Genomic DNA, 14,124 nt, shown 5'->3' with positions numbered 1-14,124 from the left:
GGCTCCTACAGGTCTTGTGTGTCAATCCACTGAACGGGGTAACTGAAGCGTCACCCGCAACCCGCCTTCACGCAGGTTCTGCAAACTCACTTCCCCGCCATGGCTATGGGCAATATTGCGGGCAATCCCCAGCCCCAACCCATACCCCTGCTGCTGCCCGGCCAAACGAAAGTGCGGCTCGAATACCTGTTCCAGCCGCTGCTCGGGAACGCCCGGCCCTTCGTCGTCGACATGCAGCACAAACGCACTCTCATCGTCATCGATGTGCAGGTGCGCGTTCTGGCCGTACTTCAGCGCATTGTCGATCAGGTTGCCGATGCACCGTTTGAGCGCCAGCGGCTTGCCCGGATAGGCCGCCAGCGCCCGTCCCTGCTGGGTCACGCGGCCATTGCCAATGGGTGCCAGATAAGGTTCCACCAGGCAATCGAGCACATGGTTGAGATCCACCGGCTCAATGTTTTCATGGATGTCGGTGTCTTTCACACATTGCAGCGCGCCTTTGACCAGCAGCTCCAGCTCATCCAGATCACGGCCGAACTTGGCTTGCAGGGTTTCGTCTTCGAGCAGTTCGACACGCAGCCGCAGCCGGGTAATCGGCGTGCGCAGGTCGTGGGAAATCGCGCTGAACAATTGGCTGCGTTCGGTCAGGTAACGGCTGATGCGCTCGCGCATGGTGTTGAAGGCACGGCCGACTTCGACCACTTCACTGCCGCCGCCCTCGGCCACCGGCTCGACATCGGCGCCCAGCGACAAGTCCCGCGCCGCCCGCGCCAGACGCTTGAGCGGCCGGCTCTGCCAATGCACCAGCAGGCCGATGAACAACAGCAAAAAGCCGCTGGTGAGGACGATGAACCACACCTGCTGCGCCGGCAGGCCTTGTTCTTCAAGACTGGTGTAGGGCTCGGGCAACAGCGAGGCGATGTACAGCCATTCGCCAGGGCCATCTGGATCTGTGTCACCAGCACTGGCGGGTTCACCGGTTCCAGGGTCAGCGCGTAGTGCGCCCAGGAGCGTGGCAACTCATCGAGTTTCAGACCGCCATTGAAGATCCGCAGATCTTCGGGGCTGACAAAAGTGACCGAGATATCCGTGTCCTGCCCCAGCGACTGACGCAGCACTTCATCCACAGCCTTGATCACCGCTGCCTTGCGTGGGGTGATCGGCAGCACCTCCATGCCCAAGGGTTTGTCGTTGAGCGTGACCACGAACCGCGTGCCGCCCATGCTGCGCAACTGGTCGAGCACCAGCGGCCTGAATGCCACTGGCAACGAGCGGAAATAACTGACGCTGGCGGTCATCGAATGGGCGAGGCTGCGGGCACTGGTGACCAGGCCTGCGAGTTGAGTGGCGCGCAATTGCGAGACCCAGATCACGCTCGACAAAGTCTGGGCGAACAACACCGCCAACAGGGTCAGCAGCAACATGCGCCCGAGCAGCGAGCGCGGCACCGGCACCCGTCGGGCGAGCTTACGCAGAGAATCAGTGACCATTGCTGGCAATCACATTGGCGGCCAGTTGGTAGCCGCTGCCGCGCACGGTGCGGATCAGGCGAGGCGGTTTTTCGGTGTCACGCAGACGCTGACGCAGGCGACTGACCGCCATGTCGACGATGCGATCGAGTGGCATGAGTTCACGACCACGGGTGGCGTTGCCGATGGTGTCGCGGTCGAGGATTTGCTGGGGGTGATCGAGGAACAGTTTCAGCAGTGCGAAATCGGCGCCGGACAGAATCACCTCTTCACCATCGACGTGAAACAGTCGATGGCTGACCATGTCCAGCCGCCAGTCATCGAAGGCCAGCACTTCACCGCCATTACGCTCCTGACCAAACTGAGCCCGACGCAACAGGGCCTTGATGCGTGCCTGCAATTCCCGCGGACTGAAGGGTTTGCCAAGGTAATCGTCGGCGCCAAGCTCAAGGCCGATGACCCGGTCGGCCTCGTCGGAACTGGCGGTGAGCATGATGATAGGCACCTGCGCCCGCCGTGGGTGCTGGCGAATCCAGCGACACAGACTGAAGCCGTCCTCGTCCGGCAGCATCACGTCGAGGATCACCAGATCACTTGGCTCATCGTTCAGGGCCTGGCGAAAACCGGCGCCGTCGGGTGTGGTACGAACCTGGAAACCGGCGCGAGTCAAGTAGGTGTCCAGCAACTCGCGTATCTCTTGATCGTCATCGACCAACAAAATCGACTTGTTGACTGAGCTCACGGGGCGGCGTCCTTGTTGTTTGAATTGGGCGGATTATGCCTGATCGAGCGTAAATCTATGTGTCTGGGATGGCCTCTTCGCGGGCAAGCCTCGCTCCTACAGGATTCGCGCGAACCTTGTAGGAGCGAGGCTTGCCCGCGAAAGGAGCGACGCGGTCTCAAGCCTGGTCGAGCGCCACACCCGCGCCAACCAACCCGGAATACGGCGCCGTCACCAGCCACACCGGTATCCCCTTGAAGTAATCGCTCATGCATCCCTTGTCGGCAAAGCACCGGGCGAAACCGCTTTCGAGGAAGAAATCAGCGAAGCGCGGGATCACGCCGCCAACGATGTACACGCCACCCCGTGCACCCGTGGTGAGCACGTTATTGCCGGCCACGCGACCGAGCCAGCAGCAAAATTGCTCGAGCACTTCCAGGGCAATCGGGTCGCCCGCCAGACCAGCGGCAGTGATCGCTTCCGGGGTTTCGAGAACAGGCGTATGGCCGTCAACCGCACAGATCGCCCGATAGACGCGTGGCAAACCACTGCCGCTCAACGCTGTTTCGGCGCTGACATGACCAATTTCATTGAAGATGTGTTGCCACAGCTGGGTTTCCCGCGGACTGCTCAGCGGCAAATCAACGTGACCGCCCTCCCCCGGCAACGCGGCAAACCGCCCTTCGCCGAGATCGAGCAAGGTGCCGACACCCAGGCCGGTGCCCGGACCGATCACCACCGCCGGGCGCAACGGCTCCGGGTACCTTCGCAAACCACGCGAAATTCGCCCGGCTGCAAACGGGTCATGCCCAGGGCCATGGCCGAGAAGTCATTGACCAGCAGCAACTGGTCCACCTGCAAGCTCTGACAGAAGCCCTTGCGGCTCAGGCGCCAGTGATTGTTGGTGAACTTGAATTCGTCACCGCTCACCGGGCCTGCCACCGACAGGCACACCGAACCGATTGAGCCCGGCGCCAGGCCCAGCCCGCCCAGGTAGAGGCTGATCGCCTCTTCCGGGCTGGCATGGTCGGCCGTCGCCAGAACCTGGACCGATTCCAGCTGCTGGTTTTTCCACAACGCGAAACGTGCGTTGGTACCACCGATGTCACCGACCAAAGCCAGTTTCAATTAAGCGTCTCCAGGGCAGAAGTAAAGGCGCTGGCGCCCTGCTCTGCCGAGCTGAAGGCCATGCGCATGAAACCAAACAGCTCGCGACCGGTGCCGATGTTGTTACCCAACAGGCCCTTGGCCGGCGTGCGCGCTGCGAATTCTTCGGCGTCCACCTTAAGCTCCAGGGTGCCTTTGACGCCATCGACGCGGATGATATCGCCCTCTTGCACCCGCGCCAAAGCGCCGCCCACGTACGCTTCAGGACTGACGTGAATGGCCGCCGGGATTTTCCCTGACGCGCCGGACATGCGCCCGTCGGTGACCAGTGCGACTTTGAAGCCGCGATCCTGCAGCACGCCGAGGAACGGCGTCATCTTGTGCAACTCCGGCATGCCGTTGGAGCGTGGGCCCTGGAAGCGCATCACTGCGACAAAGTCCTTCTCCAGCAAACCGGCCTTGAACGCGTCGGCCAGGTCCTGCTGATCCTGGAACACCATGGCCGGCGCTTCGACGATCTGGTTTTCCAGCGCTACGGCCGAGACCTTCATCACCCCACGACCGAGGTTACCTTCCATCACCCGCAAGCCGCCCTCTGGCGAGAACGCACGAGCGACCGGACGCAGGATGGTTTCGTCGAGGCTGTCGGTCACGCCTTCGCGCCACACCAGTTCGCCGTTGTCGAGGAACGGCTCCATGGTGTAGCGGCTCAGGCCGTGGCCCAGCACGGTGTTGACGTTTTCATGGAGCAGCCCGGCTTCCAGCAGTTCACGGATCAGGAACGACATGCCGCCCGCCGCCTGGAAGTGGTTGATGTCGGCTTTGCCGTTCGGATAAACGTGGCTCAGGGTCGGCACCACCTCGGAGAGGTCGGCCATGTCCTGCCAGGTCAACTGAATACCCGCCGCCATGGCGATGGCCGGCATGTGCAAGGTGTGGTTGGTCGAACCGCCTGTAGCGTGAAGAGCGACAATGGAGTTGACCAGGGAGCGCTCATCGACGATTTCGCCGATTGGCATGAAGTCGCCATTCTGCTTGGTCAAGCGCGTCACCTGATGCGCCGCTTCGCGGGTCAGGGCATCGCGCAACGGCGTGTTCGGATTGACGAAGGAAGCACCTGGCAAGTGCAGGCCCATGACTTCCATCAGCAGCTGATTGGTGTTGGCGGTGCCATAGAACGTGCAGGTGCCGGGGCTGTGGTAGGAGTTCATTTCCGATTCCAGCAGCTCTTCGCGGCTGGCCTTGCCTTCGGCATAGCGCTGGCGCACATCGGCTTTCTGCTTGTTGGAAATGCCCGACACCATCGGCCCACCCGGCACGAAAATCATCGGCAGATGACCGAAGCGCAACGCGCCCATCATCAGGCCCGGGACGATCTTGTCGCAGATACCAAGCATTAACGCGCCGTCGAACATGTTGTGGGACAGCGCCACGGCGGTGGACAACGCGATCACTTCACGGCTGGGCAGGCTCAGTTCCATGCCCGGTTCGCCCTGGGTCACGCCATCGCACATGGCCGGGGTACCACCGGCGAACTGGCCGACGGAGCCGATTTCACGCAGGGCTTTTTTGATCAGTTCCGGAAAGACTTCGTACGGCTGGTGCGCCGAGAGCATGTCGTTATAGGACGAAACAATCGCAATGTTGGCGGAGTTCATCATCCGCAAGCTGTTCTTGTCGTCGCTGCCGCAACCGGCCACGCCATGGGCGAAGTTGGCGCATTGCAGCTTGCCGCGCATCGGGCCGTCGCTGGCCGCACCGCGAATCAATGCAAGGTAAGCCTCTCGCGTGGCGCGACTGCGGGCGATAAGCCGTTCGGTGACCTCAAGGACGCGGGGATGCATGTTTAGAACTCCAGGCTAACGGATGTGGCGACCTGATTGTCTATGCTGATCAAAAGCCGTTGTCGATGGGATGACAGACGGTTTTGTTGACCATTTGGACCAGTTGATTCAGGTCACTCGTTGTAGATAGAACAAAATATTGCCACTAAAAAGGCTTGTTTTCTATTTTTTTGCGAATAATCTTGTAATTCCAACAACAAAACGACGGCGGCGCTGATATATGACTCTTCGAATCGCAATCAATGGTTTTGGCCGAATTGGCCGTAACGTACTTCGCGCACTCTATACCCAAGGCTATCGTCAGGATTTGCAGATTGTCGCCATCAACGACCTGGGGGACAGCGCGATGAATGCGCATTTGCTCAAGTACGACACCGTTCATGGCACGTTCGAAGCTGATGTCCAGCATGATCAGGAAAGCCTGACCGTCAACGGCGACCGTATCGCTGTCAGCGCCATTCGCAATCCGGCCGAATTGCCTTGGGCCGCGGAAAAGATTGATGTGGTATTCGAATGCACCGGCCTGTTCACCGACCGGGCCAAAGCCGCCGCGCATATTACGGCCGGCGCACGCAAAGTGATTATCTCGGCCCCGGCCAAAGGCGCCGACGCCACCGTGGTTTACGGGGTCAACCACGACATTCTGCGCCAGTCGCACCAGATTATTTCCAACGCATCGTGCACCACCAACTGCCTGGCCCCGGTGGCCCAGGTGCTGCACCGCGAACTGGGCATCGAAAGCGGCCTGATGACCACGATCCACGCCTACACCAACGATCAGAACCTGACCGACGTCTACCACACCGACCCGTACCGCGCCCGTTCCGCCACCCAGAACATGATCCCGAGCAAGACCGGCGCTGCCGAAGCGGTGGGCCTGGTGCTGCCGGAACTGGCGGGGAAATTGACCGGCATGGCCGTGCGCGTGCCGGTGATCAACGTGTCCCTGGTGGACCTGACCGTGCAGCTGAAACGCGAAGCGTCGGCCGATGAAGTCAACGAACTGCTCAAACAAGCCAGCCAGCATTCGAAAATCCTCGGCTACAACACCCTGCCGCTGGTTTCCAGCGACTTCAACCACAACCCGCTGTCGTCCATCTTCGACGCCAACCACACCAAATCCAGCGGCAAGCTGCTCAAGGTGCTGGCCTGGTACGACAACGAATGGGGCTTCTCCAACCGCATGCTCGATAACTGCCTGGCGTTGTGCAACGCCGAATAAAACAGCACGCCGCCTTCCTGTAGGAGCGAGCCTGCTCGCGATGAACTCAAGATCGCCGTGGGGTGTCAGATTTCCCGCGTCATCGTTGACGACCATCGCGACGGTGCGACGATTCGACAGGCTCGCTCCTACAGGCTGCGTGCCATTTCCGGAGCACCATCGATGATCGGTATCAGCTTTACACAAAAGACCATCGCGGCACGCAAGCGCATCGCCCTGGTCGCCCATGACCACTGCAAAGTGTTTTTGCTGGACTGGGCCGAGCGGCACAAAGACCGGCTCGCGCAACATGAACTGGTCGCCACCGGCACCACGGGACTGTTGTTGCAACAACGCCTCGACCTGCCTGTGGAGAGCATGATCAGCGGCCCGCTGGGTGGCGACCAACAGCTCGGCGCGCAAATCGCCGAGCAACGGGTCGACATGCTGGTGTTCTTCTGGGACCCCTTCGAACCGCAGCCACATGACCCGGACATCAAGGCGCTGCTGCGGGTCGCGGCGGTCTGGAACATTCCGGTGGCGTGTAACGAATGCAGCGCCGACTACCTGCTGAGTAGCCCGTTGATGGATCAGGCGCATGCGCACCGGATTCCGGATTACGCGACGTATTTGCAGGGCCGTGCGTAGACCTTCACAAATCAATACTTGACCAGCCGAGCGGATGATAAGCATTATCATTCGCTCGAAACGGATCAGGTCCTCCCGTGAGTCAATCGCGCTTCAACGACGTCTTCATCACCCAGCGAATCTCTCTGCTGCGCACGCTGGAGCGGATGGTCAACGATCACAGCACCGCCGAAGACCTCTTGCAGGAGACCTACCTGCGGGTGACCCGTGCGCTCAGCGAGCGGGCCATCGATCACCTTGAACCCTTTGTTTTCCAGACCGCCCGCAATCTGGCGCTGGACCATTTGCGTGCGCGGCGTATCCACTCGCGCACCATGGTCGATGACGTCCCGCTGGACGTCATGGAAAGCGTCGCCGCCCCCGCCAGCAGTGCCGAGGACGCCGCCCATGCAGAACAATTGCTTGAGCGTTTGAACGTGCGCCTCAGTGAACTCAGCTCCCGTCAGCAGCAGATTTTCATCCTCAGCCGCCTGCACGGGCACAGCTATCTGGAGATCGCCGAAAAACTCGGCGTATCGCTCAGCACTGTGCAGAAGGAGCTGAAACTGATCATGACGATCTGTATCGGGGTAGCGCAGAGGCAGCTGCAAGCTTCAAGCTGCAAGCCGCAAGTTAAAAACGGCGAGCCCAACGCCTGACCGAACTTGCAGCTTGCAGCTTGTAGCTTGAAACTGCTCCTCAAAAAGCCCCTCCGAGGAAACACCGTGACGGACACCCACCGCTCCCCTTCGCCCTCACCGGCGCAGGCCACTGCTGATGCGATGGACCAGGCCCTGGACTGGCTGATCGTGCTGGACAGCCCGAGCGAAGAACAGACCCGCCAGTTTCACCAATGGCTCGCGGCCAACCCGGCGCATGCCGATGCGTTCGCCAGGGCCCAGGCGATCTGGAACGGTTCGCAAGTCACGCAATGCGCACAACGCCTGGCGTCGCGGCCGACCAAAGTCACGCTCTTGTCACGCCTGCGCCCGCACTGGAAACCGTTGGCCACCGCCGCCATGCTGATCCTCGGCCTGTTCAGCTTCAGCAACCTGCCGATGCGCTTGCAGGCCGATCACCTGACCGTGGTCGGTGAACGCCAGCGTTTGCAACTGGAGGACGGCTCGAAAGTCCTGCTCAACACCAACTCGGCGTTTTCCAGCACCATCAACGACCAGCAGCGCGTGGCTCGCCTGTATCAGGGCGAAGCGTTTTTCGAGGTGCAGCCCCATCGCGGCCAACCGCTGGAGATCGACGCCGGCCCGGTCACCGCCAGCGTTCGCGATACGGCATTCGCTGTGCGTTACCTGGATGGCGTGACCCAGGTTCGAGTGCAGCGTGGGGATGTCGATCTGCGCACCACCCGCGACGACGCACGGGTTCGCCTGACTGCCGGGGAAAGCATCCGCATCGGCCCCAACGGTTTCGATCGACCGGCCAAGCTTGATGCTGCCACCGACCTGGCCTGGATTCAGGGTCGCCTGGTGTTCGAAAACTGTCCGTTGAATCAAGTGCTGGCGGAGCTGCGTCGCTACTATCCGGGCTGGATCATCAACAACAACGAGCAGTTGGCGAATGTTGCCGTGACCGGAAATTACCGACTGGACCAGCCGCTCGACGTGGTCCGCTCGCTGGCCCACATCACCTCGGCCCGGCTCAAGGAATTCCCCGCGCTGGTCATCCTGAACTAAATGAGAATTATTTTTACTCGATAGCCCGTCCTTGTACGTCTCGTTATAGCCAATGCAATTGATTCGCATCTCCATGATGCCAGTCAGCACCTATAAAGATTCGTGCGACACGGAGCGCTATCGATGTCCTCTCGCCTTACCCGCCAGTCCTCTTCACCTTCTCGCGTGCTGTCGCTGCTGACCGCCGCCATCCTGATGGCTGGCACTGCACCGCTGATGGCCGCCACGCCCGCCGAGCAGCCTGGCCGCAGCATGGGCAACTACTCGTTCGCCATTCCCCAGCAATCATTGGTGTCGGCGCTCAATGCGTTCACTGCCGTGACTGGCTGGCAGGTCGGCTTCTCGGCCGAACTGGCACAAGGCATGGACTCACCGGGGGTGCGCGGGTCGTTGTCGCCGGAAAAAGCCCTGGATCGGCTGTTGGTGGGGACCAACCTGAGCTATCGCAAACTGGGCACCAACAACATCATTCTTGAACCACGCAATAATCCCGGCGCACTCAACCTGCAGCAGGTCACCATCAGCGCCACTCGCCAGGAACAAGACGTGAATAGCGTGCCGAGCACCGTCACTGTCCACACCCGCGAAGAACTCGACCGCAACAACGTCAACACCATCAAGGATCTGGTGCGCTACGAACCGGGCGTTTCGGTAGGCGGCACTGGCACCCGTGCCGGTCTTTCCGGCTACAACATCCGCGGCATCGACGGTGACCGCGTGCTGACCCAGGTGGACGGCGTGCAAGTGCCTGACGGCTTCTTCAACGGCCCGTATGCCCAGACCAACCGCAACTATGTCGACCCGGAAATCATAAAGCGCGTGGAAATCCTGCGCGGCCCGGCGTCGGTGCTGTACGGCAGCAACGCCATCGGCGGCGCGGTCAGTTACTACACGCTGGACCCGGACGACATCATCAAGCCAGGCCAAGACGTCGGCGCACGCTTGAAGACCGGCTACAGCTCGGCCGATGACAGCTGGCTGACTTCCGGCACCGTGGCGGGGCGTACCGGCGATTTCGACGGCCTGCTGCACCTGAGCCAGCGCAATGGTCATGAAACACAATCCTACGGCGAGACCGGCGGCACCGGCCTGAACCGCACCGAAGCCAACCCCGAAGATGTGCGCACCACCAACGTCCTGGCCAAGCTGGGCTGGAACTACGCCGATGATGCGCGATTCGGCTTGACCTACGAGCACTACAAAGATGATCGCGACACCAATCAACTGAGTGCCGTGGGCGGTCCGTTCAACGCAGGACGCGGTTTCGGCTTCTACAAATCGCGCACCGGCAACGACACCATCAGCCGCGAGCGCTTTGGCCTTGATCACAGCTTCGCTCTGAACAGCCTCCTGGCCGACAACATCAAGTGGACGCTGAATTATCAGATCGCCAAGACCGACCAGAGCACCGAGGAAATCTACGCGCCGTCGCGCACGGTGCTGCGTAACCGCGACACCACCTACAAAGACCGCCAATGGGTGTTCGATGCCCAGGCTGACAAGGCATTCGCCATCGCCGACACCGACCATGTCATCACCTATGGCACCACCATCAAGCAGGACAAAGTCACTGGCCTGCGCACTGGCACGGGCACCTGCCTGACCGTTGCCGGCGCCTGCCGCGTCATCGGCGCTGTCAGCCCTGCCGACACCCTGACCCCGGCCAGCGACTTCCCGGATCCGACCATCAACACCTACAGCCTGTTTGCCCAGGATCAGATCGTCTGGAACAACTGGACCTTTGTGCCAGGCCTGCGCTACGACTACACCCAACTCAAGCCGCACCTGACCGACGAGTTCCTGGTCACTGCCGACCAGAGCGGCAATGGCGAGGTGAACGAGGACGAAAAAACCTGGCATCGCCTGTCGCCGAAACTCGGTACGACTTATCGCTTCAACGACAACTACACCTGGTACGGCCAGTACGCCGAAGGCTTCCGCACACCGTCAGCCAAGGCGTTGTATGGTCGATTCGAAAATGTGGCAGGTGGATACCAGGTCGCTCCAAATCCAGACCTGGAGCCGGAAAAGAGTAAGAGCTATGAAACCGGTTTGCGCGGCCAGTTCGAAGCCGGCACCTTCGATGTCGCGGTGTTCTACAACAAATACCGCGACTTCATTAATGAGAACGCCATTACCCCTGGCTACACCGAGCTCACGTTCCAGAGCAACAACATCAAGCACGCCACCATCAAGGGCCTGGAGCTCAAGGGGCGCTTGAACCTGGATACGTTCGGTGCGCCAAGTGGCCTTTATACCCATGGCTCGCTGGCCTACCTGCATGGTCGTAACGATGACAGCGGCGAGCCACTGAATAGCGTCAACCCGCTGACCGGCGTGTTTGGCCTGGGTTATGACCAGGACAAATACGGCGCCTTGCTGAGCTGGACTGTGGTCAAACGCAAAACCCGGGTCGACAGCACCAGTTTCAAAACCCCAGACGGCACGAGCACCCAGTTCAAGACACCGGGTTACGGCGTGCTCGACCTGGCCGGCTTCTACAAGGTGACCGACGACGTGACCGTGAACGCCGGCCTGTACAACCTGACCGACAAAAAATACTGGGAGTGGGATGACGTACGGGGCTATGACAGCGTCGGCGAAGCCTCGGTGACACAGCCCGCCAACCTCGATCGCCTGACTCAGCCAGGTCGCAACTTCGCGATCAATCTGGTTTGGGATATCTGACCATGCGCACCTCGCAGCGCGACTTTATTGGAGCCGCGCAACGAGGATTTTTACTGTCATGCGCCTGCTCATTCGTCTCGTTACCAGGCACTTCTCTTTCTCAAGGATTTTCCATGACCCATCGGGACACGGCTCAACGCCCGGCCTTGCGCTCGCAACGCCTGAACCAGATCACCCACGAACCCCACAGCAAACTCGACGCCTTGGTCAAAGCCCACGCACCGTTCGAAACCCAGGCCAGCTTCGCCCGCTTCGTGGTGGCGCAGTACCTGTTTCAGTCGGAACTGGTGGCGTTGTACAACGATGCCGAACTGACCGCCATCGTCCCCGACCTGCCTGATCGCTGCCGTGCCGAGGCCGCCAAGGCTGACCTGGCGGACCTGGAAACCGAAATTCCGGTGCCGGTCGCAGGTGCCTTGAACAACTCGAGCAACGCTGAAGCTCTGGGCTGGCTCTTCGTGTCCGAAGGCTCGAAACTGGGCGCGGCGTTCCTGATCAAGCGCGCCGTAGGCCTTGGCTTGAGCGAAACCTTCGGTGCCCGTCACTTGGGCGAACCGGCAGGCGGCCGCGCTGAAGGCTGGAAACGTTTCGTCAAGACCCTCGACGGGCTTGAGCTGAGCGCCCAGGAAGAAGCCGAGCTGGATAAAGGCGCCATCGATGCGTTCAACCGCTTCACGGTGTTGCTGGAGCGGGCTTACTCCACCACTCCGGAACTCGCCTGATAACACCGTACCTGTAGGAGCGAGGCTTGCCCGCGAAGGGGATCTTGAAGCCGCCAAAAGCTTCGCGGGCAAGCCTCGCTCCTACAAAAAAAACGTAGATCTTATGAGCAGTACCTCAAAAATCACCCGCCTCCTCTTCGCCCTGCTGGCTTACATCTGCCTGGGCATTGGCCTCATCGCCATCGTCATTCCCGGCCTGCCGACCACCGAATTCATCCTGTTGGCAGCCTGGGCCGCAACCCGGAGTTCACCGCGCTTGAGTGCCTGGCTGGAAAACCATCGGTTGTTCGGCCCCATCCTGAGCAACTGGCGCAACGGCAAAGTCATTGCGCGCCGAGCCAAGATCAGTGCCACTGTCAGTATGTTGCTGTGCGCCACGCTGATGCTGGTGATGCTTGATCATGGCTGGCCGGTTTATTTGGCGATTGCCGGGATGGGTCTGGGCAACATTTGGATCTGGTCGCGACCCGAATCAGTGCCGCAACCCTCCTGATCCGCCCCTCGGTTTTCCCCGTTTTTTAGCCTCTTTTCGGCACATTTTCCTGCGCAAACGTTCAACCATGACCGTTCGTCGGCATCGCTCTCATGCAACCCCATCCCCACGCCGATGTGCAATGAATGGCGCTGAATGGATTTGGCGTATCGAGTCGACCTGACTCACAGCCAACACTCATTCCTTCGCGAGTTCGCCCTATGTTCGACTCACTGTCCATCCGCCTGAAAACTGTCCTGCTCTCCGGTCTGTGCCTGCTTGGTGTGGTCGCATTGATCGTGGGCATGAACTTCTACCAGACCAATCAGAACGATGAACTGGTCAGCGCCTCCAGCAGCAAGATGCTCACCGAGAGCGTGCAGAACCTGCTGCAGGCCAAGGCTGCCGAGCAGGCGGTGCGGGTGCAGAAAACGTTCGGTGAAACCCTGACGGTAGTGACCGCCCTGGCGGATCAGATCAAGGACATGCGCAACATGGCCGCCAAGCGTTCGCTTGAGCCCGGCACCCTGCGCGAAGAGTTGAACCAGAGCTTGAAAACTGCCTTCGAACGCAACGGCAAAGTGCTGGGCATCTGGCTGGCGTTCGAACCCAATGGCCTGGATGGCAAGGACAGCGAGTTCGCCAATGACGCCGCTCGCCAGTCCAACGAAATCGGGCGATTCGCCACTTACTGGAGTCGTGCCGGGGGAACTGCGCTCAACACGATCATGGTCGAAGAGGATATGACCAAAACCACCTTGAACCTCAGCGGCACGCCCTACAACGTCTGGTACACCTGCCCTCGGGACAGCAAGCGTACCTGTCTGCTCGATCCTTATGCCGATACCGTCGGCGGCAAGGAAGTGTTGATGACCACCATTTCCGTTCCACTGCTGGTGGATGGCAAGTCCATCGGCGTGGTCGGTGTCGACATCGCCCTCGACGCCCTGCAAGCGGCGTCGGTGGACTCCCAGCGTGAGTTGTTCAACAGCGCTGGGCACATGCTGATCGTCTCCGGCACGGGTGTGATGGCTGCCTACAGTGTCGATGCAACGAAAGTGGGCAAGAGTATCGGCGATACTCTCGGCGCGGATGGCAAGGACGTCCTGCAATTGCTTGGTGCTGGCGCACCGAAGGTTCTCCAACAGGGCGACCTGATCCGTGCGGTTTACCCGGTCAGCCCGATTGCCGACTCCAAACCTTGGGGCGTGGTGATCGATTTACCCAAGCAAGTGTTGCTGGCCGATTCAGTGAAACTGCAAGCGGTGCTCGACAATGCCCGGCAAAGCGGCACGATCAAAGCGGTGGGCGTTGCGATCATTGCCGGCCTGATCGGTTTGCTGCTGATCTGGCTCACCGCCTCGGGCGTCACCCGGCCAATCAACGGCGTGGCCGAGATGCTCAAGGCGATTGCCAGCGGCGATGGCGACCTGACCCAACGCCTGCACTACGGCAAGAAAGATGAACTGGGCGAACTGGTCAGCTGGTTCAACCGCTTCCTCGACAAACTGCAACCGACTATCGCGCAGATCAAGCAAAGCATCACCGACGCTCGTGGCACCGCCGATCAGTCTTCGGAAAT

At 60.5% G+C, this 14,124-nt stretch carries 9 protein-coding genes and 3 pseudogenes; 8 read left to right on the top strand and 4 right to left on the bottom strand.

The features are described 5' to 3' along the window. Positions 1-21 precede the first annotated feature (21 nt). The 4 genes and pseudogenes from CES87_RS07190 to edd all read right to left on the bottom strand — a co-directional run bounded on the left by CES87_RS07190 (position 22) and on the right by edd (position 5,141). Positions 22-1,448, bottom strand: a pseudogene (locus CES87_RS07190) (ATP-binding protein). A gap of 31 nt (positions 1,449-1,479) precedes the next feature. Beyond that, positions 1,480-2,211, bottom strand: a complete 732-nt coding sequence (locus CES87_RS07185; RefSeq protein WP_128605574.1) for a response regulator — start codon at positions 2,209-2,211, stop codon at positions 1,480-1,482. Between the two features lie 157 nt (positions 2,212-2,368). Continuing rightward, positions 2,369-3,318, bottom strand: a pseudogene (locus CES87_RS07180) (glucokinase). Further along, on the bottom strand, positions 3,315-5,141 hold the full coding sequence (gene edd, locus CES87_RS07175; RefSeq protein ID WP_128605573.1) for a phosphogluconate dehydratase: 1,827 nt from the start codon (positions 5,139-5,141) through the stop codon (positions 3,315-3,317). Before edd ends, CES87_RS07180 begins: the two are co-directional and overlap by 4 nt. Positions 5,142-5,361: 220 nt before the next feature. Between edd and gap the strand changes: the two genes are divergently transcribed. The 8 genes and pseudogenes from gap to CES87_RS34175 form a co-directional block, all read left to right on the top strand. Beyond that, the gene (gene gap / locus CES87_RS07170; RefSeq protein ID WP_128605572.1) at positions 5,362-6,363 is read left to right on the top strand and encodes a type I glyceraldehyde-3-phosphate dehydrogenase; all 1,002 of its coding nucleotides are present in this window, start codon (positions 5,362-5,364) and stop codon (positions 6,361-6,363) included. A gap of 162 nt (positions 6,364-6,525) precedes the next feature. Continuing rightward, positions 6,526-6,990: a methylglyoxal synthase gene (locus CES87_RS07165; RefSeq protein ID WP_128605571.1), complete on the top strand. Its 465-nt coding sequence runs from the start codon at positions 6,526-6,528 to the stop codon at positions 6,988-6,990. Between the two features lie 77 nt (positions 6,991-7,067). Further along, positions 7,068-7,628 carry an RNA polymerase sigma factor gene (locus CES87_RS07160; protein ID WP_128605570.1) on the top strand — a complete coding sequence of 187 codons (561 nt, stop codon included), beginning with the start codon at positions 7,068-7,070 and terminating at the stop codon, positions 7,626-7,628. Positions 7,629-7,694: 66 nt separating this feature from the next. Next, the gene (locus CES87_RS07155; protein WP_128605569.1) at positions 7,695-8,660 is read left to right on the top strand and encodes a FecR domain-containing protein; all 966 of its coding nucleotides are present in this window, start codon (positions 7,695-7,697) and stop codon (positions 8,658-8,660) included. Between the two features lie 123 nt (positions 8,661-8,783). Further along, positions 8,784-11,348, top strand: coding sequence for a TonB-dependent receptor (locus CES87_RS07150; protein ID WP_128605568.1), 2,565 nt, complete (start codon positions 8,784-8,786; stop codon positions 11,346-11,348). Positions 11,349-11,461: 113 nt separating this feature from the next. Continuing rightward, on the top strand, positions 11,462-12,070 hold the full coding sequence (locus CES87_RS07145; protein WP_128605567.1) for a biliverdin-producing heme oxygenase: 609 nt from the start codon (positions 11,462-11,464) through the stop codon (positions 12,068-12,070). Positions 12,071-12,173: 103 nt separating this feature from the next. After that, complete coding sequence (locus tag CES87_RS07140) at positions 12,174-12,563, top strand: YbaN family protein (protein WP_128605566.1); 390 nt, start codon at positions 12,174-12,176, stop codon at positions 12,561-12,563. Positions 12,564-12,688: 125 nt separating this feature from the next. Further along, positions 12,689-13,996: pseudogene (locus tag CES87_RS34175) on the top strand (chemotaxis protein); the annotation flags it as partial. Between the last annotated feature and the right edge of the window lie 128 nt (positions 13,997-14,124).

The sequence above is a fragment of the Pseudomonas sp. ERMR1:02 genome (genome assembly GCF_002277815.1).
GTDB lineage: Bacteria > Pseudomonadota > Gammaproteobacteria > Pseudomonadales > Pseudomonadaceae > Aquipseudomonas.
The sequence above is the reverse complement of the archived record's forward strand: the minus strand, read 5'-3'. Positions and strand labels throughout refer to the sequence as shown.